Annotated in this window: 23 protein-coding genes; 8 read left to right on the forward strand and 15 right to left on the reverse strand. The window is 64.6% G+C overall.

The window, feature by feature from the left end; genetic code table 11:
* Positions 1 to 101 precede the first annotated feature (101 nt).
* Positions 102 to 1,289 (forward strand): DegT/DnrJ/EryC1/StrS aminotransferase family protein, encoded by a 1,188-nt coding sequence (locus tag C0V75_RS17570; protein ID WP_101922271.1) that lies wholly within the window; start codon positions 102 to 104, stop codon positions 1,287 to 1,289.
* 116 nt (positions 1,290 to 1,405) lie between these two features.
* Here C0V75_RS17570 and C0V75_RS17575 read toward each other — a convergent pair whose 3' ends face one another.
* From C0V75_RS17575 to phaC, 4 genes are all read right to left on the reverse strand, one after another.
* On the reverse strand, positions 1,406 to 2,350 hold the full coding sequence (locus C0V75_RS17575) for a LysR family transcriptional regulator (protein WP_101922272.1): 945 nt from the start codon (positions 2,348 to 2,350) through the stop codon (positions 1,406 to 1,408).
* A gap of 21 nt (positions 2,351 to 2,371) precedes the next feature.
* The gene (gene phaR, locus C0V75_RS17580; protein WP_101922273.1) at positions 2,372 to 2,944 is read right to left on the reverse strand and encodes a polyhydroxyalkanoate synthesis repressor PhaR; all 573 of its coding nucleotides are present in this window, start codon (positions 2,942 to 2,944) and stop codon (positions 2,372 to 2,374) included.
* Between the two features lie 153 nt (positions 2,945 to 3,097).
* The gene (locus C0V75_RS17585) at positions 3,098 to 3,547 is read right to left on the reverse strand and encodes a Phasin (RefSeq protein WP_101922274.1); all 450 of its coding nucleotides are present in this window, start codon (positions 3,545 to 3,547) and stop codon (positions 3,098 to 3,100) included.
* A 178-nt stretch (positions 3,548 to 3,725) separates the two neighbouring features.
* On the reverse strand, positions 3,726 to 5,522 hold the full coding sequence (gene phaC / locus C0V75_RS17590; RefSeq protein ID WP_101922275.1) for a class I poly(R)-hydroxyalkanoic acid synthase: 1,797 nt from the start codon (positions 5,520 to 5,522) through the stop codon (positions 3,726 to 3,728).
* A gap of 106 nt (positions 5,523 to 5,628) precedes the next feature.
* On the opposite strand from phaC, the gene phaZ reads away from it, so the two are divergent.
* Positions 5,629 to 6,906 (forward strand): polyhydroxyalkanoate depolymerase, encoded by a 1,278-nt coding sequence (gene phaZ / locus C0V75_RS17595; RefSeq protein ID WP_101922276.1) that lies wholly within the window; start codon positions 5,629 to 5,631, stop codon positions 6,904 to 6,906.
* Here phaZ and C0V75_RS17600 read toward each other — a convergent pair.
* From C0V75_RS17600 to C0V75_RS17610, 3 genes are read right to left on the reverse strand one after another with little or no spacing between them, the layout of a single operon-like run.
* Positions 6,884 to 7,615 carry an alpha/beta fold hydrolase gene (locus C0V75_RS17600; RefSeq protein WP_101922277.1) on the reverse strand — a complete coding sequence of 244 codons (732 nt, stop codon included), beginning with the start codon at positions 7,613 to 7,615 and terminating at the stop codon, positions 6,884 to 6,886. The genes phaZ and C0V75_RS17600 overlap by 23 nt on opposite strands.
* Positions 7,612 to 8,592, reverse strand: a complete 981-nt coding sequence (locus C0V75_RS17605; protein ID WP_254216529.1) for a carboxylesterase — start codon at positions 8,590 to 8,592, stop codon at positions 7,612 to 7,614. The genes C0V75_RS17600 and C0V75_RS17605 overlap by 4 nt, the downstream gene beginning before the upstream one ends.
* Complete coding sequence (locus C0V75_RS17610; RefSeq protein WP_101922279.1) at positions 8,592 to 9,335, reverse strand: carboxylesterase; 744 nt, start codon at positions 9,333 to 9,335, stop codon at positions 8,592 to 8,594. Before C0V75_RS17610 ends, C0V75_RS17605 begins: the two co-directional genes overlap by 1 nt.
* 168 nt (positions 9,336 to 9,503) lie before the next feature.
* Between C0V75_RS17610 and thrS the strand changes: the two genes are divergently transcribed.
* Together thrS and C0V75_RS17620 are read left to right on the forward strand one after the other, a co-directional pair.
* Positions 9,504 to 11,450 carry a threonine--tRNA ligase gene (gene thrS, locus C0V75_RS17615; protein WP_101922280.1) on the forward strand — a complete coding sequence of 649 codons (1,947 nt, stop codon included), beginning with the start codon at positions 9,504 to 9,506 and terminating at the stop codon, positions 11,448 to 11,450.
* A 294-nt stretch (positions 11,451 to 11,744) separates the two neighbouring features.
* Positions 11,745 to 11,951 carry a cold-shock protein gene (locus C0V75_RS17620; RefSeq protein WP_101922281.1) on the forward strand — a complete coding sequence of 69 codons (207 nt, stop codon included), beginning with the start codon at positions 11,745 to 11,747 and terminating at the stop codon, positions 11,949 to 11,951.
* Between the two features lie 49 nt (positions 11,952 to 12,000).
* On the opposite strand, the gene C0V75_RS17625 is transcribed toward C0V75_RS17620, so the two are convergent.
* Both C0V75_RS17625 and C0V75_RS17630 read right to left on the reverse strand, forming a co-directional pair.
* On the reverse strand, positions 12,001 to 12,324 hold the full coding sequence (locus tag C0V75_RS17625; protein WP_101922282.1) for an arsenate reductase family protein: 324 nt from the start codon (positions 12,322 to 12,324) through the stop codon (positions 12,001 to 12,003).
* Between the two features lie 94 nt (positions 12,325 to 12,418).
* Positions 12,419 to 12,814, reverse strand: a complete 396-nt coding sequence (locus tag C0V75_RS17630; RefSeq protein WP_101922283.1) for a DUF2177 family protein — start codon at positions 12,812 to 12,814, stop codon at positions 12,419 to 12,421.
* 118 nt (positions 12,815 to 12,932) lie between these two features.
* Here C0V75_RS17630 and C0V75_RS17635 point away from each other — a divergent pair, with 118 nt between their 5' ends.
* From C0V75_RS17635 to C0V75_RS17645, 3 genes are all read left to right on the forward strand, one after another.
* On the forward strand, positions 12,933 to 13,211 hold the full coding sequence (locus tag C0V75_RS17635; RefSeq protein WP_101922284.1) for a type II toxin-antitoxin system RelE/ParE family toxin: 279 nt from the start codon (positions 12,933 to 12,935) through the stop codon (positions 13,209 to 13,211).
* A complete protein-coding gene (locus C0V75_RS17640; protein WP_254216515.1) occupies positions 13,189 to 13,482 on the forward strand; it encodes a HigA family addiction module antitoxin in 294 nt (97 codons plus the stop codon). Before C0V75_RS17635 ends, C0V75_RS17640 begins: the two co-directional genes overlap by 23 nt.
* A gap of 150 nt (positions 13,483 to 13,632) precedes the next feature.
* Positions 13,633 to 14,148, forward strand: a complete 516-nt coding sequence (locus tag C0V75_RS17645; protein ID WP_101922286.1) for a transposase — start codon at positions 13,633 to 13,635, stop codon at positions 14,146 to 14,148.
* 49 nt (positions 14,149 to 14,197) lie between these two features.
* Here C0V75_RS17645 and C0V75_RS17650 read toward each other — a convergent pair whose 3' ends face one another.
* Both C0V75_RS17650 and C0V75_RS17655 read right to left on the reverse strand, forming a co-directional pair.
* The gene (locus C0V75_RS17650) at positions 14,198 to 14,671 is read right to left on the reverse strand and encodes a dihydrofolate reductase (RefSeq protein WP_101922287.1); all 474 of its coding nucleotides are present in this window, start codon (positions 14,669 to 14,671) and stop codon (positions 14,198 to 14,200) included.
* A 7-nt stretch (positions 14,672 to 14,678) separates the two neighbouring features.
* Positions 14,679 to 15,458, reverse strand: coding sequence for a thymidylate synthase (locus tag C0V75_RS17655; RefSeq protein ID WP_101922288.1), 780 nt, complete (start codon positions 15,456 to 15,458; stop codon positions 14,679 to 14,681).
* A 99-nt stretch (positions 15,459 to 15,557) separates the two neighbouring features.
* Here C0V75_RS17655 and C0V75_RS17660 point away from each other — a divergent pair, with 99 nt between their 5' ends.
* On the forward strand, positions 15,558 to 15,986 hold the full coding sequence (locus C0V75_RS17660; protein ID WP_101922289.1) for a VOC family protein: 429 nt from the start codon (positions 15,558 to 15,560) through the stop codon (positions 15,984 to 15,986).
* A gap of 67 nt (positions 15,987 to 16,053) precedes the next feature.
* Here C0V75_RS17660 and ribD read toward each other — a convergent pair whose 3' ends face one another.
* The 4 genes from ribD to C0V75_RS17680 form a co-directional block, all read right to left on the reverse strand.
* Positions 16,054 to 17,142, reverse strand: coding sequence for a bifunctional diaminohydroxyphosphoribosylaminopyrimidine deaminase/5-amino-6-(5-phosphoribosylamino)uracil reductase RibD (gene ribD / locus C0V75_RS17665; RefSeq protein ID WP_256377171.1), 1,089 nt, complete (start codon positions 17,140 to 17,142; stop codon positions 16,054 to 16,056).
* A 10-nt stretch (positions 17,143 to 17,152) separates the two neighbouring features.
* On the reverse strand, positions 17,153 to 17,620 hold the full coding sequence (gene nrdR / locus C0V75_RS17670; RefSeq protein WP_101922290.1) for a transcriptional regulator NrdR: 468 nt from the start codon (positions 17,618 to 17,620) through the stop codon (positions 17,153 to 17,155).
* Between the two features lie 204 nt (positions 17,621 to 17,824).
* Positions 17,825 to 18,079: a Txe/YoeB family addiction module toxin gene (locus tag C0V75_RS17675; protein ID WP_101922291.1), complete on the reverse strand. Its 255-nt coding sequence runs from the start codon at positions 18,077 to 18,079 to the stop codon at positions 17,825 to 17,827.
* Entirely contained in the window at positions 18,076 to 18,351 is a 276-nt protein-coding gene (locus C0V75_RS17680) for a type II toxin-antitoxin system Phd/YefM family antitoxin (RefSeq protein WP_101922292.1), read from the reverse strand. Before C0V75_RS17680 ends, C0V75_RS17675 begins: the two co-directional genes overlap by 4 nt.
* Between the last annotated feature and the right edge of the window lie 10 nt (positions 18,352 to 18,361).

The following is an 18,361-nucleotide window of genomic DNA, read 5'->3' on the forward strand; positions in this document are numbered from 1 at the left end:
GTGGCGCAGGAAAAATCCTGCTGTCGTGAACTTGTCACTGGAAATGTGACAGCCGTCCCTTTACAGAAAAACGGAAGAAGACTTTCAGAAAAGGTGCAGGGATGGCTCCGGACGGACAGACACTCGCCCCCAATGTCTATGATGCCGAACCGATCCCCGAGGCCGCACGGGCCGAAATCGACCGGCTGATCGCGACGGGCGACCTGTTCCGCTATACGGCCCCCGAGAATGCGCCCGTGGCCCTGCTGGAGGCGGAATTCGCCGCGCTGCTGGGCGCGCGCTATGCGCTGGCGGTGTCGTCCTGTTCGGCGGCGCTGTTCCTGTCGCTCAAGGCGCTGGACCTGCCGCGCGGGGCGAAGGTCCTGATCCCGGCCTTCACCTTTGCCGCCGTGCCCTCATCCGTCGTGCATGCCGATTGCGTGCCGGTGCTGGTGGAGGTGGGCGAGAATTACCGCGTTGATCTGGCCGATTTCGAGGCAAAGCTTGACGATGCGGCGGCGGTGATGATCAGCCACATGCGGGGGCATACCTCGGATATGGATGCGATCATGGCACTGTGTGATGCGCGCGGCATCCCGGTGGTCGAGGATGCGGCCCATTCGCTGGGAACGCTGTGGAACGGAAAGAAGATCGGCACGATCGGCAAGGTGGGCTGTTTCAGCTTTCAGTCCTACAAGCTGGTGAATGCGGGCGAGGGCGGTATCCTCGTGACGGATGACCCGGAGATTGCGGCGCGGGCCATCATCATGTCGGGCGCCTATGAGGAAAACTGGAAAAAGCATCCGGGCCTGTCGAATTCCTGCGCGCATTGGCAGAACAAGTTGCCGCTGTACAATCTGCGCATGCAGAACCTTTCGGCGGCGGTGATCCGGCCGCAACTGCCCGAGGTGGCGCGCCGCGTGGCGCAGGGCCGGGCGAACCATGACTGGGTTGCGGCGCGGCTGAATGCCTGCGGCCTGCTGCACGTGCCCCCTGCCCTGCCGCAGGAAGAACGCGCGCCGGATTCCATCCAGTTCAACCTGAAGGGCGACTGGTCGGATGACGAGGCGCGGGCCTTCCAGAAGGCCGCCAAGCGGCGCGGCGTTTCGGTGCAGGTCTTCGGCCTGTCCGAAGGCAATGCGCGGGCCTATTGGAATTGGCAGTTCCTGGGTGATCTGCCCGAATTGCCGCGCACGCGCGCCATGCTGATGCGCGCCTGCGACGTGCGCCTGCCCGCCCGCCTGACGGAAGCGGACCTGGACTATATCGCCAGCGCCCTGACCGAAGCGGCGCGCGAGGTTCGGGGCTGAGGGCGAAGAATTTTCACTGAAAATTCTTCCGGTTCGATCTTCCGTCGGAAGATCGGGAAAATTCTTCGTCGAAGAATTTTCGGGATGAAGATTTTTCGTACGAAAAATCTTCGCCGTCACAAGGTCCGCAGCGTATCGCCCAGCCAGGGCCAGAGCGCCCGGGTGGGCTGCACGACCTGACGGTCCAGCAGCCGCCGCAGCCGCACCGCCACCTCCCCCGGCATGTCGCGCAGGACGCCCGCGCGGGCTTGCAGCGACAGGGTCCGCCCCGGCGGGTCGAAGGGCAGCGGCTGCAACTCCACCGCCTCGCGGAACCGCGCGGCATGGTGCAGCGCGAGCGGGGTGAGGATCGTCCAGCCGGCCCCGGCCGCGACCATGGCAAGGATCGGGGTATAGCTGTCCAGTTCGAACCGCGCCCCGATGCGCAGATTCTGCCGCGCCAGATGGGCGGCGATCTGCCGGCCCATCAGATGCCGGGTCGTGTACTGGATCAGGGGCAGGCTGGCCGGATCGCCCCCTTTCGGCGCGACAGCGAGGAAGGGTTCGGCCAGAAGCGGATGCACTTCGCGCCAGCCTTCGGGCGCCTCAAGCGCGGCATCGGCGGCCACGACCATGTCGAGCGCGCGGTTCGAAAGCTGTTCGAGCAGGTGATGGCTGGCCCCGGTTTCCAGCAGGAAGCGGCAGCCCTTCAATTCCGTTGCCAGTTCGGCCAGAAGCTGCGGCGTCACTTCGGCATCCAGGTCCTCGATCATCCCCAGCCGCAGCGTCGTGAGCCCCGACAGGTCGGAAAGGGCCAGTTCGGCCCGCGCCTCGGCCTCGGCGTTCAGGATCACTTGTGCGTGGCGGCGGAACATCGTGCCCGCGGGCGTCATCCGCAGCGGCCTTGCGCTGCGGTCCATCAGAACCGTGCCCAGCGCCGTTTCGAGCGAGGAGAGCTGCTGGCTGACGGCAGAGGGGCTCACGCCCAGACGGCGGGCGGCGGCAGAGATCGCCCCTTCCTCGGCTGCGGCGAGAAAGACCTCGATCCCCCAGAGGGTGACGCGCCCCTGGCCTTCGGTCATGGGACGGCCCCCTTCGTCCGGTCAGAGCTTGGACAGTTTCTTCTGCAATTCGGCCAGTTGCCGCTTGATCTGGGCCAGTTCCTCATCCTTCGGCGCGGCCTCGCCCGCGGTGGCGGGCCCCTCTTCCTTCGTGGGGCCTGACCCGCCCCAGCCGGGAATGCCGCCCATGAAGGCCTGCATGAAGGCCTCCTGCTGCTTGCGCATCGCCTCGAAGCCCGGCATGGCGGCCATCGGATTGGGGAAGGCGGAGAGGTTCTCCATCATCTTCGACTGGCCTTCGCGCAGCATCTCGAAAGAGGCGGCAAGGAATTGCGGGACGACGGATTGCATTTCGGTGGTGTAGGACCTGACAAGATCGGTCAGCACATTGATCGGAAGGACATTCTCGCCCTTCGATTCATGTTCGGCCACGATTTGCAGAAGGTATTGCCGCGTCAGGTCATCGCCGGATTTCAGATCGACGATCTGCACCTCCCGGCCCGCACGGATGAAACCGGCGATGTCTTCCAGGGTGACGTAATCCGACGTCTCGGTGTTGTAGAGCCTGCGGCTGGCATAGCGCTTGATCAGAAGCGGCTTGTCGGTGTCGGCCATCGGCCCCCCTCCCCATTCCTTTTGCAGTTGCAATGGCTGCAATGCAGAGAAGCTTAAGACAGGGATTTTCAAAAAGAAAGGGCGGGCACGAGGCCCGCCCGACGCGCGTCCATCCGACAGGGAGGAGGATGCGGGGACGCTTTACGCTAAGACTTACTTCGCAGCCGCAGCGGCTTTCTTGGCGACCGAGGTCACTTCGGCGGTCGCCTTCTTGACGGCGGCGGTCGCGTCTTCCGAGAAGTCCTTGCCAGCGGCGAGCATCAGTTCGACCGTTTCCATCTGGACCTTCTTCGCGACTTCGGCGAAGGCGGCCATGTTTTCGGCGGCCATTTCGGCATAGGCGGAGGCGAAATCGGTCACCGACTTGGTGTATTCGGTCGGTTCGGTCTTGGCCTTGGAGACGTCGCCCAGCTTGGCGATGGTGTCCTTGGTCCATTTGGCGGTGATTTCGGTCGATTTCTCGGCGGCTTCGAGGGCCACTTTCGACAGCTTCTCGCCCATCGCGGCCTGCGTCTTGAACGCGTTCTGAAGCGCCGAGGCGTCAACCGGGAAGGAGGCCATCATGTCCTGCATGACTTTGGTGAAATCGGGGGTCTTGTTCATGGTCTTGCTCCTGGCGTGCCGGTCTGACGGGCGGGTGTGCGGTGTTTCCTGATGACCAAGATATACATGCTGCAACGCAGCAATTCAAGTATTTTTCTGCATTGCAGCATTGCTTGGCCGACATATGTCCTGCAATCGCGAATTGCGCGGCGGTTCAGGCACTTGCGTCAGGCAGGGGTCAGGCCGCGGGGGTGGCGGTCACATAGGTTCCCGGTGCCGGGGCCAGGACTTCGCCCCCCGAATCGCCCGGGATGCGCGCCTTGATCTTCTTGCCCGACCGGGCCGCCAGCCACTCGCCCCAGCGCGGCCACCAGCTTCCGGCATGGAAGGTCGCCTGGGCCTTCCATTCCTCGGGCGTTCCGGCCACGGGGCCATCATTGGTGTAATGGCCGTATTTTCCCTTTGCGGGCGGGTTGATGATCCCGGCGATATGGCCGCTTTCCGACAGGATGAAGGTCTTGTCCTTGGAACCCATCTGGCGCACGCCGTTGAAGCTGCCGCGCCAATGGGCGATGTGGTCGGTCTCGCAGGCGATGGCGCAAAGCGGCAGCTTCACATCGGCAAGGGTGACGGGCTTGCCAAAGACCGGGAACCCCGTCGTGGCGAACTGGTCGCGCTGGCAGAGGCCGCGCAGATATTCCAGCGCCATCTTGCAGGGCAGGTTCGTGCCGTCGCCGTTCCAGTAGAGAAGGTCGAAGGCAGGCGGCGCCTCGCCCATCATGTAGCTCTTGATGGCGGGCTGGTAGATCAGGTCATTGGACCGCAGGAAGCTGAAGGTGCGGGACATGAAGAATTTGGACAGGATGCCGTCCTGTTCCGACTGGCGTTCGATGCCATCGACGAAATCGTCGTTCAGGAAGACCCCCACCTCGCCCGGATCTGAGAAATCGGTCAGCGTGGTGAACAGCGTGGCGGATTTCACGGACCTGTCGCCCGCCTTTTCCAGATGCGCGAGGGTGAGCGACAGGGTGGTCCCCGCGATGCAATAGCCGACGCAGTTGATCTGCTTTTCCCCGGTGATGCGGCGCACCTCGGCCATGGCGCGCAGATATCCGTCGCGGATGTAGTCATCCAGCCCGGTGTCGCGATAGCTGGCATCGGGGTTGACCCAGGAGACGACGAAGACGGTAAAGCCTTGATCCACAACCCATTTTATCAGGCTGTTCGCCGGTTTCATGTCGAGGATGTAGAACTTGTTGATCCAGGGCGGGAAGATCAGCAGCGGCGTCTGATGCACCTTCTCGGTCGTGGGGGCGTATTGGATCAGTTCGAACATCTTGTTGCGATAGACCACGGCGCCCGGCGTGGTGGCGAGGTTCTGGCCCACATGAAAGGCCTCGCGATCGGCCAATGTGACCATCAGGTCGCCGGAATTCGCCTCGATATCGGCAACGAGGTTCTCAAGCCCCTTCACCAGGCTTTCGCCATCCGTCTCGATCGCGCGTTCCAGCGCATCGGGGTTGGTGCCGAGAAAGTTGGTGGGCGAGAACATGTCCACGATCTGGCGGGTGAAGTATTCCACGCGCCGCTTGTCTGCGGGATCGAGCGTGGACATGTCCTGCACCGCCGAGGAGAGCGCCTCGGCATTCATCAGATATTGCTGCTTCAGGTAGTTGAAGAAGGGATGGGTTTCCCACAGCGGATTGGCGAAGCGGCGGTCCCGCGGCGTCGGGTCCGGCGGGGCCTTCAATTCGCCCTTGGCCAGCGTCTGCTGTGCCTCGACGTAATGCTTCAGGCTTTTGCCCCAGTAGTTGATCTGATGTTCCAGGATCTTGGCCGGGTTGTGCATCATCTCGGCCAGATAGGCGGCGGCGGCCTTCATATACACATCGGGGGCGGGGCCATGCAGGGCATTGTCCACCGCCTTGCGCCGGGACAGCGCCGCGACCAGACGTTGCGACAACGCTTCGACCTTGGCGAGATTCTCGTTCAATCTAACGAGTCTTTCGCCTGCGTCGTTGTCTTCCGTTGTCATGCGAATATTTCCCCCCTATCCTCGCCGCTGTGCAGCATATCGCCACCGGTCCGGAGGGGAAAGCTGTGAATGCCGGTGTTGGCCCACCCGGACAAGGAGACGCAGTGTGCGGTACATGTTCACTTACGACATGATGGAGACGGCTCGCAACACGAACGAGTGGCTTGGCGCCACCGCGCGGGCCATGGCGTCATATCCCGCCTTCGCGATGTCGATGAACCCCGTGCTGCCCCTGATGGCCGCCTGGGGCGAGGTGACGGAGCGCACCTTCGGCCGCATGGTGGCCAAGCCTGACTGGGGCATCCGCTCCATCGTGGGCCCGGATGGCACGGATCATCTGGTCGATGTGAAGACGGTGGTGGAACGGCCCTTCGGCAATCTGGTGCAGTTCTTCGTCCGCCGCCGCGCGCCGATGGCCCGCAAGATCATGCTGGTGGCGCCGATGTCGGGGCATTACGCCACGCTTCTTCGGTCCACCGTCGCCTCGCTTCTGCCGGATGCGGATGTCTATGTCACCGACTGGCACAATGCGCGGGATATCCCCGTGTCGGCGGGCAAGTTCGATGTGGAGGATTACACCCTCTATCTGGTGGATTTCATGCGGGCGCTGGGGCCGGATACCCATATCATCGCCGTCTGCCAGCCTGCCCCGCTGACCTTGGCCGCCACCGCCTATCTGGCGGGCGAGGACCCGGAGGCGCAGCCGCGATCCCTGACGCTGATCGGCGGGCCGATCGACCCGGATGCCGCCGCGACCGACGTGACGGATTTCGGCCGCCGCGTGACGATGGGGCAGCTTGAACAGACGGTGATCCAGCGCGTGGGGTTCAAGTACAAGGGTGCGGGGCGGCTGGTCTATCCGGGGCTGATGCAGTTGCAAAGCTTCATGTCGATGAATGCCGAGCGCCATTCCAAGGCCTTCGCCGAACAGATCATGCGCGTGGCGCGGGGCGAGGCATCGGATCACGATGCCCATAACCGGTTCTATGACGAATATCTGGCCGTGATGGACATGACGGCGGAATTCTACCTTTCCACGGTGGAACGCATCTTCAAGAACCGCGAGATTGCGAAGAACGAATTCACCGTCGCGGGCAAGCGGGTGGATATCGGCGCGATCACGCAGGTCGCCGTGAAGACGGTGGAAGGCGCGAATGACGATATCTCGGCCCCCGGGCAATGCGTGGCCGCGCTGAAACTTCTGACCGGCCTGCCGGAAGAGAAGAAGGCCAGCCATCTGGAACCCGGCGCGGGCCATTACGGCATCTTCGCGGGCAAGTCGTGGCGTCTGAACATCCGGCCGCTGGTGTTGAACTTCATCGACACCAATTCGGGCGAGCCCCGGCCGAAGAAGGCGAAGATCAGCCTCGCGGCTTCGCAGTAACGCGCAGCATCATCGGGCCATTCAGAAAGGTCTCGATGGCGGCATTCACCGCCTCGGGCTGTTCCAATGTTGGCAGGTGGCCCGCACCCTCGATCACCATGAGCTTGCCATAAGGGGCAAGTTGCGCCGCGAAATCCTGACGGCGGACGGGGACGATCGGGTCTTCTGCCCCGGCGATCATCAGCAGGGGCAGATTGGCGCGGCGCAGCGTCTTTTGCTGATCGGGGCGGCGTTGCAGGGCGCGGGACTGGCGCAGGAAAACGCCCTCGCCCAAAGTCAGCGCCATGTCGCGCATCAGGGCAAGGATTTCCCCACGCCATTCAAAGGAGGCGAAGGCCGTTTCGGGATATTCCTGCGCCACCACCTCTTTCAGGCGGCCCGCCTTGGCGGCCACGATCCGGGCCTCGCGCGCCGCCGCCGTGGCGGGCGGTTCCGCCAGCGGATCGGTGGAGATCAGTACGGCGCGGCTGACGCGGCCATTGTCCCGGCGCAGGATATCCAGCGCCACATCGCCACCCAGCCCATGGCCGATCAGGATGAACCTCGCCGGGGCTGTGGCGAGGATCGTTTCGGACATCTGTTCAACCGTCTCTCCCTTCGCGGGCAGGGCGATGTGCAGGGGGTGCTTTGCCCCCAGATGCACGATCTGCGGCAGGAAGATGCGCGCGTCGCAAAGAAGGCCAGGGATCAGGAGGATCGGTTCGGTCACAGCCCGCGCGCCCAGTCGGTGATGATCCGGATGACGGGTTCCGTCTGGCCCGGCGACAGGATGTCGCCCGCGATCACATGGGAGAAGGGATCGTCATCCCCCTGCATCTCGCGCCGTTCCACCTGCGTGGGCCCGCCCCAGGCCGCGATGACAGGCGGGATGCGGGCAGGGTCGATCACCTGATCGGCAGGCGCATAGAGGAAGAGGGCGGGTGTCACGGCCTGCGCATAGTCAGCCTCGCGCGCCGCGCGGATGAGCCGGGCCATGGGATAGAGCGCCTCTGTCGGGTATTCCGTCGTCCAGTGCCGCCCCTGTTCGGGATTGAGCGGCGTGAAGGCACGGGTTTCCCCGGCGACCAGCCTTCCCCAGCTTTCGATGAAGGGCGCATCCAGCAGCCATTGCGCGGGCGGGTGAATCCCGAAATTGGGCGAGATGAGCACCGTCCCCGCCAGCCCCTCGTTCAGCTGCGGATCGGTCGCCGCCAGGGCCGCCAGCGTTCCGCCGGTGGAGGTGCCGATGACGATGACCCGCTCGCCCAGACGGCGGCCCACGGCCATCGCCTCGGCCATGTCGAAAAGCCAGTCCTCGGCGCTGGCCCCTGCCATCGCCGCCCCGTCGCGGCCATGGCCCGCGAGGCGGGTGAAGAAGAGGTTCGCGCCCAGGGCGCGGGCCACTTCTTCGGGCACGGGGCGGATTTCGGCGGGGCCTGCGGAAAAGCCGTGGATATAGACGATGGCAAGGGGCGTCTTCGCCCCCCTCGCCCCGGCCCAGAGGATGCGCTTTTCATCCCCCGCGCGAATGTCGGAAAACATCTGCTCGCGCTGGTTGATCCACGTCTCGATATCGGCAGGAATGTCCGTTTCGGAAAAGGCGATGACGCGGTCCACCCCGCTGCGCGGCGCCAGCAGCCACAGGCCGCCGAGGACAAGGACAAGGATCAGCAGCAGCCGACCGAGGGCTTTGCCAAGGGAACGCATCACCGGTTACTCACATCGACCACCGCCGCGGCGATCATCGCAAGGCAGCCGGGCGTTGAAAAGCGGTGATCGGCCCCTTTCACCAGCGTCAGGCGCAGATCATCGCATTGCGCATGATCCATGAGCCGCAGCGCCACCGAGACCGGCACATCGGTATCTGCCGTGCCTTGCAGGATGCGCACCGGGAAGGGCAATGGCAGGGGGGACCGCAGGACCAGCCGCTGCCGCCCGTCCTCGATCAGCCGCCGGGTGATCGGATAGCCTGCGGCGGAATAATCCGATGCGATGGTGATGCGACCCGTCTCCATCAGTTGCGCCCGCTGCGCGTCGGAAAAGCCCGCCCACATGCTGTCTTCGGTGAAGTCCGGCGCGGGGGCGATGCCGACGAGTCCCGCCACGCGGGACGGCATCGCGCGGGCAAGATGCAGCGCGATCCAGCCGCCCATGGACGACCCGACGAGGATCTGCGGGCCTTCGGTCAGCGCCTCCAGCGCAGCCACCGCATCCTCCACCCAGTCGCCGATGCAGCCCTCTTCGAAGGCGCCGGAGGATTGGCCGTGACCGGAATAGTCGAAGCGCAGGAAGGCGCGCCCCTCGGCTTTGGCCCAGTCCTGAAGGAACATCGCCTTGGTCCCGGTCATGTCGGACATGAAGCCGCCAAGGAACACCACCCCCGGCCCCTGCCCGGCCGTCCGGTGATGGGCGAGGCGGCGGCCCTGCGGGGTGGTCAGGTATTCGGTCATCGGTGCCTCCTTCATCCGACAGGACATAGCGAAGCGCGGGCCGGGATGCCACAGGGCAACACCGCCCCCTCACCCACCGTTGACAATCGCGACGCCCCCGCGCAGGAAGGCGGCACATAACCCGCAACCGGGCGTTCCGTGGGCGCCAAACCGACGAGGAGCATGGCCATGAGCCAGATTTCCCTGACATTCCCCGATGGCAATATCCGTCACTTCGAGGCGGGCGTGACACCCGCGCAGGTGGCACAGGCCATCGCGCCCTCGCTGGCCAAGGCGGCAATCTCGGCCATGGTCGATGGCCAGCACTGGGATCTGCAATGGCCGATCCAGACGGATGCCCGCATTTCCATCAACACGATGAAGGATGACGGGCCGGCGCTGGAACTGATCCGGCACGATCTGGCCCATATCATGGCCCGCGCGGTGCAGGAAATCTGGCCCGATGTGAAGGTCACCATCGGCCCCGTCCGCGATCACGGCTGGTTCTACGATTTCGACCGGGCAGAGCCCTTCACGCCCGATGACCTTGGCCAGATCGAGGCCAAGATGAAACAGATCATCAACGCCCGCGACCCGGTGCGCACCGAAATCTGGTCGCGCGCCGATGCGCTGGCCTATTACGAAAGCCGGGGCGAACCCTACAAGGTGGAACTGGTCCACAAGATCCCCGAGGATCAGGACCTGCGGATGTATTGGCATGGCGATTGGCAGGACCTCTGCCGTGGCCCGCATTTCCAGCATACGGGGCAGGTTCCGGCGGATGCGTTCAAGCTGACGCATGTGGCGGGGGCCTATTGGCTGGGCGATGCCAGCCGCCCGATGCTGCAACGCATCTATGGCGTGGCCTTCAGGAACCGCGACGATCTGAAGGCCCATATGACCATGCTGGAAGAGGCGGCGAAGCGCGATCACCGCAAGCTGGGCCGCGAGATGAACCTCTTCCACATGCAGGAAGAGGCGCCGGGGCAGATCTTCTGGCACCCCAATGGCTGGACCATATACACCACGCTGCAAGATTACATGCGCCGCCAGCAGCGCCGCGACGGCTATGTCGAGGTGAACACGCCGCAGGTCGTGAACCGCAAGCTGTGGGAAGCCTCGGGTCACTGGGAAAACTACCGCGAGAACATGTTCATCGTGGAGGTGGATGAGGAAGGGGCGCGCGAGAAGGTCGTCAACGCCCTGAAACCCATGAACTGCCCTTGCCATGTGCAGATCTTCAACGTGGGCCTGAAATCCTATCGCGACCTGCCGATCCGCATGGCGGAATTCGGCTCCTGCGCGCGCTATGAACCCTCGGGCGCGCTGCATGGGATCATGCGGGTGCGCGGCTTCACGCAGGACGACGCGCATATCTTCTGCACGCTGGATCAGGTGGAATCCGAGTCCAAGAAATTCATCGAGTTTCTGGCGAAGATCTATTCCGACCTCGGCTTTGACAAATGGCGGGTGAAACTCTCCACCCGCCCCGAAAAGCGCGTGGGTTCGGACGAGATCTGGGACAAGATGGAGGCGGCGCTGGCCAATGCCTGCATGGCCGCCGGATATCCCTATGAGCTCTTCCCCGGCGAAGGGGCCTTCTATGCGCCGAAGCTGGAATTCGTGCTGACCGATGCCATCGGGCGCGACTGGCAATGCGGCACGTTGCAACTCGACCCCAACCTGCCGGAACGGCTGGATGCCAGCTATATCGGCGAGGACGGGGCCAAACACCGCCCCTTCATGCTGCACCGCGCCTGCCTCGGGTCGTTCGAACGGTTCATCGGCATCCTGATCGAGAACCATGCGGGCAAGCTGCCCTTCTGGCTGGCCCCGCGTCAGGTGGTGGTGGCCTCCATCGTGTCGGATGCCGATCCTTTCGTGGAAGAGGTGGTGACGGCGCTGACCCTGGCCGGGGTGCGGGCCGAGGCGGACATGCGGAATGAAAAGATCAACTACAAGGTCCGCGAACATTCGGTCGGCAAGGTGCCGGTCATCCTCGCCCTGGGCATGAAAGAGGTGGAAGAGCGCACCGTCTCTGTCCGCCGACTGGGCGAAAACCGCACCGAAACCATGACGCTGGATGCCATCGTGGCGGAACTTGCGGCGGCGGCCCTGCCGCCCGACCTGCGCTGAGACAGGGGGAAATGGGGGGGCTGCCCCCCCTTTTTTCCTTTTTGCCAACGATTCGCAGATCGCCCAAAAAACAGACGGAACGCCGATTTTCCCCTTGTTTCATTGGGTTGCAGCCTGATTCCCCGCCCCTTAATCGGGCTTGATTTTCATATGGGCTTTGGCATGATTTTCAGCAGTGACGACAGACTTCTACCGCCTTCCCTGCGACGCACAGGCAAGTGGACAAAGGAAGACCTGGCTTGCACGGCCTGACGGCAATCTCGCCGCAGGGGGGGTAGTTGAAGGAGAAGCGGCATGCCGACCGGCACCGTGAAATGGTTCAATACGACAAAGGGCTACGGGTTCATTGCGCCCGATGATGGGGGCAAGGATATCTTTGTCCATATCTCGGCGGTGGAGCGGGCGGGGCTCAAGGGGCTGAACGACAACCAGAAGATCGCCTATGAACTGCAATCGGGCCGGGATGGCCGGTCTTCGGCGAGCGATCTGAAGCTGCTGTGATCCGCGCAACCCGTTGAAACGAAAGGCCCGCCCCTGGCGGGCCTTTTCGTCAGAGGAGTTTCGCCTGCACCGCCTCGTCCCAGCCGAGATGCCAGTCCGCGCCGTTGCGGATGATGGGGCGCTTCATCACCGTGGGTTGGGCGGCGATCTGGGCCTCGGGCTCCGACGCCTTGAGGAAATCGTTGAAGGCGCGGTAGGTGGTGGAGGATTTGTTGATCACCCTGTCGCCGAATTCATGAACGATTTCAGCGATTTCCGACTCGGTCAGCGGCGCGGCCCGTACGTCGCGGAAAGCCACCTCATGACCGGCGCCTTGCAGCGCCTTCAGCGCCTTCTTGCAGGTATCGCAGGTCGGAATGCCGTAGAGCATCATCCTTGTCATCCTCCGTCATCGGCTGTGCCGCAAACTGTGCCGCTTTCTGTGCCGCAAACTGTGCATACGCAACGAACGGCCCCTTCGCCAGTGGTTAACCCGTCACCGCCCGCGTGATCGCCACCCCGGCCCAGGCCGAAAGCCCCGTCAGCACCGTGCCCCAGATCGTATCGGTCGCCACCATCTGCCAGTGCCAATCCTTCATGATGGCGAAGGAGGTGAATTCATAGGTGCCATAGGCCATGGCCCCGATGATCATGGCCGGCACCAGCACCGGCGCCCCCGTCCGCAGCCCCGGAAGCGAAACGAGGTAAAGGAGACCAGCCACATAGGCGAGGTAGAAGGCCGCCGCCGGAACGAGGCGGATATTCTCCAGCATCAGCGCGCCGATATGCCGGTCGAAGAGCGGCTTCATCACGAAGGTCAGCATGATCGCGTCAAGGATCAGGAAGACGGCGGCGGTGGAGAGGTAGAGAACGGCGATCTGCATGGGGCGCTCCTGTGACGCGCGACAGGTAGCACGGGGGGTGGCGGGGGAAAGGGGGCGTTAACCAACGGGTGTCAGAGTGGGTGGACAGGTTGAAATCAGTATGGGATACGTATAGCGTATGATTCTGGGTTTTGCGGATCGGGACACGGAGCGCCTTTTCCGGCTGGACCGGGTGGCGCGGTTCCACGGTATGGAGCGGGTCGCGCTGAGGAAACTGGCAATGCTGGATGCGGCGATCCGGGTCGAAGACCTGCGCGCCCCGCCCGGAAACCGGCTGGAGGCGTTGAAGGGCGACCGGGCAGGACAGTGGTCGATCCGGGTGAACGATCAGTGGCGGATCTGTTTCCGCTGGAGGGATGGGAATGCTTCAGACGTTGAACTCACCGACTATCACTGAGGCGCTGGACCCGGTCCATCCGGGGGAGGTGCTGGCGGAGGAATTCCTTGCCCCCAAGGGCCTGAGCGCGGCAGCACTCGCGCGGCATATCGGCGTGCCGGCGAACCGGGTGTCCGAGATCGTGGCGGGGCGCCGGGCCATCACGGGCGACACGGCGCTGCGGCTGGCGGCGGCCTTCGGGACCTCGGCGGAGTTCTGGATGGGCTTGCAGATGCGGTGGGAATTGGCGGTGGCGGCGCGGCGGGGGGTGGGGGAGGTAGGGCCTTTGTGACCGCGCGGCGGCGCGGCCCGGACCGCGATCCGCACTGTAGGGCGGGGTTCACCCCGCCACGCGCGAGGCGGCAAGCGGGGACGTCATGGCGGGGTGAACCCCGCCCTACGGCATTCATCCTTTGTGAACGCTTCCGCGCGAAACAAGGGAATGCCGCACTACATTCGCCCCCGAAGACCCGGTGCCACGATCTTCTTCACCGTCGCGCTGCAACAGCGTGGGGGTGACCTGCTGATCCGTCATGTCGATGCCTTGCGTGACGCCGTCCGCGTGACACGCCGGGAAAGACCTTTCGCTGTCGATGCCTGGGTCGTCCTTCCCGACCATATGCATTGCATCTGGCAATTGCCCGAGGGGGACAGCGACTATTCGATCCGCATGGGCGCGATCAAGGCACGCTTTTCGATGGCCTTGCGGAGGGCGGGGTTCACCTCAGCCTTGCCGGAAACCTTGCCGCATGGCGGGGTGAACCCCGCCCTACGGAAGGGGCAGGTCGGCATCTGGCAGAAGCGGTTCTGGGAGCATCACATCCGCAACACGGCCGATTGGCAGGCGCATCGGCACTATTGCTGGATGAACCCGGTCAAGCACGGTCTGGTCGATGCCCCGCAGGACTGGCCCTATTCATCCTATCTGCGGGATGTTGCACGGGGCGACGGTCCGTAGGGCGGGGGTCTCCCCGCCATTCCGGGCGGAAGGCGGGGAGACCCCCGCCCTACCTCACCCACTCCCGCATCACACAGCCCGGCCCGCTCTCCCGCAGCCGATGCTCCCAGATCACCCGCCACGCCCCCTCGTCGAACGCCGGAAAGAAGGCATCCGCACCCTCCACCTCCAGATCCACCTCGGTCACCAGCAGGCGATGCGCCAGCGGCAGGAGGGCGGCGTAGATCGAACTGCCCCCGATCCCGTAGAGGCGGGCATGGCCTGCGGCCTGTGCCATCTGCACCGCCGCCTCGGGCGTGGGGGCGGTCGTCTCCCAGACCGACCTATCGCGCGTCACCACGATGTTCAGACGGTTCTTCAAGGGCTTGAAGGGCAGGCTTTCCCAGGTCCGCCGCCCCATGATGACCGCGCCCCCGGTCGTTTCGCGCTGAAAGGCGGCGAGGTCTTCGGGCGCGTGCCAGGGGATGGTGTTCCCCTTGCCGATGGCCCCGTTGCGGGCGCGGGCGACGACGAGGGTCAGCATCGCGCGCTCATACCGCCACCGGGGCCTTGATGGCGGGATGGGGGTCGTAGCCCGTGATCTCGAAATCCTCATACCGGAAATCGAAGAGCGAGGTCACCTGCCGCGTGATCCGCAGGCTGGGCAGGGGGCGGGGGTCGCGGGAAAGCTGGGTTGCGACCTGTTCCATATGGTTGGAATAGATATGCGCGTCGCCGATGGAATGGATGAAATCCCCCGGCTCATAGCCCGTGACATGGGCGAGCATCACGAGGAGGAGGGCATAGGAGGCGATGTTGAAGGGCACGCCGAGGAACATGTCGGCGCTGCGCTGGTAGAGTTGCAGATGCAGCTTGCCGCCCAGGATGCGGACCTGCCACATCGTATGGCAGGGCGGCAGCGCCATCTGCGGCACGTCCGGCGGGTTCCAGGCCGAGACGATCAGGCGGCGCGAGTCCGGGCTGCGGCGGATCATGTCGAGCAGCGTCTCGATCTGGTCCACCCCGCCGAAATCGCGCCATTGGCGGCCATAGACGGGGCCGAGATCGCCGCTCTCATCCGCCCATTCATCCCAGATCGTCACCCCGTTGTCGTTGAGATAGCGGATGTTGGTGTCGCCCTTCAGGAACCACAGCAGTTCATGGATGATCGACTTGATGTGGAGTTTCTTGGTGGTGACGAGGGGGAAGCCCTCGGCCAGCGGATAGCGGCATTGCAGGCCGAAATGGCTGATCGTGCCCGTCCCCGTGCGGTCGGAGGAGGGGATGCCGTGGGCAAGGACGGTGCGAAGCGCGTCGTGATATTGCTGCATGGGCCTGATCGTGGTTCATGAGTCGCGGAACACTATATCTTGCGGTGGCGTCCGGGGCGACGGGCTGTGTACTGTGGCGCAAAGAAAAGGAGGGATGCGATGGGCATCAGGTATCTGCATACGATGGTCAGGGTTCTGGATCTGGAGAAGTCGATCGCCTTCTACAAGCTTCTGGGGCTGGAAGAGACGCGGCGCTATGACAATGAGGGGGGCCGTTTCACGCTGGTCTTCCTGGCGCCTCCGGGCCAGCCGGAATGCCCGGTGGAGCTGACCTATAACTGGGATGGGGATGACGGGCTGCCGAGTGACAGCCGCCATTTCGGGCATCTGGCCTATGAGGTGGACGACATCCATGCCACCTGCGCGCATCTTCAGGCCCATGGCGTGGTGATCAACCGCCCGCCGCGGGATGGGCGGATGGCCTTTGTGCGGAGCCCCGACAATATCTCGATCGAGCTGTTGCAGAAGGGCGGCGCGAAGGAGCCGGTGGAACCCTGGAAGAGCATGGCCAGCACCGGCCATTGGTGAGGGGTGGCGGGGGGGGGGACGGATGTCCCCCCTTGGCGCCCCCTTTGGGCCAAGGTGAAAGGGCAGGTCAGAAGGACCAGCGGGTGAAGGTATCGGGGCCGAGGGTGGCGGTTTCCACCAGCCTTGGCCTTGGGGCATCGCCAAGGGCAGCAAGGCCGAGGGGGCCGAGGACGGGGGTGCCGTCCCCGCCGATCAGGCAGCCGGCCTGGAAGAGGGCGATTTCATCGATGAGGCGCGCACGGATCAGGGCGGCGGCGAATTGGCCGCCGGCTTCGATCAGGAGGCGGGTCAGGCCTTCGGCGGCGAGGAGGCGGAAGGTTTCGGTCAGGTTCAGGTGGGGCCCTTCAGTGGGGGCTTCGATCAGCCTTGCGCCAGTCGCGGCCCAGGCAGCGCGGGCCGTGTCGGGCGCGGCGGGGCCGTGGATGACCCAGACAGGGTGATCCTTGGCGCTGCGGCCGAGGCGGCTGTCGGGCGGGGTTTGCAGGCGGCTGTCGGCCAGAAGGCGCAGCGGTTGGTGCGCTGCGCCAAGATCGCGCGCCGTCAGGTCGGGGTCATCGGCCAGCGCGGTGGCGGAGGATGTCAGCACCGCGTCATGCGTCATCCGCATCAGATGCACCCGGCGGCGGGCCTGCGGGCCGGTGATCCAGCGGCTTTCGCCCGTGGCTGTGGCGATGCGCCCGTCCAGCGTGGCGGCGAGTTTCAGGGTGACGAAGGGCAGGCCTTGCGTGATCCGCTTCAGGAACCCCGCCTGAAGCTGCCGCGCGCGGGCCTCGCAGACCCTTTCGGTGACGGTCACGCCCCCGTCACGCAGGATGGCGTGCCCCCGGCCCGAGACGCGGGGATCGGGGTCGGTCAGGGCCGTGGCGACGCGGGCCAGACCGGCCGCGACCAGTGCCTCGGCGCAAGGGGGGGTGCGGCCGTGATGGGCGCAGGGTTCCAGCGTGACATAGGCCGTGGCCCCCCGCGCGCCCTGCCCCGCCTGATCCAGCGCCATGCGTTCCGCATGGGGCCGCCCGCCCGGCTGCGTCCAGCCGCGCCCCAGGATGCGCCCCTCTTTCACGATCACGCAGCCCACTGCCGGATTGGGCCATGTCCGCCCGAGCCCCCGCGCCGCCAGCGCGAGGGCGTGGGACATATGGACCTCGTCCTCGGTCACATGCGGCCCGTCACTCGTCGGGCGAGGCGCCGGGGCGCAGTTCGCTGACGAATTTGTCGAAATCGTCGGCGGCCTGGAAGTTCTTGTAAACGCTGGCAAAGCGCACATAGGCCACGGTGTCGATCCGGGCGAGGGATTCCATCACGATCTCGCCGATCACCTTGGACTGGATATCCGTCTCGCCCAGGGACTCCAGACGGCGGACGATGCCGGAAATCATCTGGTCGATGCGTTCGGGGTCGATGGGCCGCTTCTGCATCGCGATGCGGATGGAGCGTTCGAGTTTGGAGCGGTCGAAATCCTCGCGCTTGCCCGAGGATTTGATGACCACGAGGTCGCGCAACTGCACGCGCTCATAGGTGGTGAAACGCCCCCCGCAGGCCGGGCAGAAGCGCCGGCGGCGGATGGAAACGTGGTCTTCGGCGGGACGGCTGTCCTTCACCTGGGTGTCGATATTGCCGCAGAATGGGCAGCGCATGGCCCCCTCCTTGCTTGTTGTTGGTTACGCCTGCCTCATGCCGGGGTGTTCCCCCCGGTTTTGCCCAAACTATAGGGGCGCGGACGAGGTTTCGGCTAGGGGGGATTTCGCGCCCCCATATGCGGGGGGCGCGATGTGTGGCGGCGGGGACTCAGGGGGGTGGTGGGGGCGGGCTCGTAGGGCGGGGGTCTGCCCGCCGCATGGTCAATAATGATAGCGGCACTGAACAATGATCAGCGCGTCACCTTCCACCCGATAGACGAGGCGATGCTCCCGGTCGATGCGGCGGGACCAGAAGCCGGAATAGTCGCCACGGAGAGGTTCGGGTTTGCCCGTCCCTTCGAACGGGTGGCGCTGGCATTGGCGGATCAGGCGGTTCAGCTTTCCCAGCATAGCGCGGTCGCGGTCCTGCCAGTGGACGTATTGCTCAAACGCGTCGGGGAGGAAGAGGACCTTCACTCTTTCTCGTAGGCCTCAAGCTCTTCCATCGTTTTGACGATGCCCGGAACGCCCGCCTTGAAGTCCGCAATCGCCCGGTCGAGCGCCGCCTTGTTGGCGGGCGAGGCGGTCAGATAGGTGGTCTCATCCATGCTGGACCAGTCTTCCAGACTGACCATGACCACGGGCTTTCCGCCTGCGCGGGTGACGATGACGGGTTCATGGTCATCGTTCACGCGGTCCATGACAGCGGAGAGATTGGCGCGGAGTTCGGTGGAGGTGAGGGTTTTCATGGCGTAGAAT

It is taken from the genome of Tabrizicola sp. TH137, from assembly GCF_002855575.1.
Classification (GTDB): domain Bacteria; phylum Pseudomonadota; class Alphaproteobacteria; order Rhodobacterales; family Rhodobacteraceae; genus Paragemmobacter.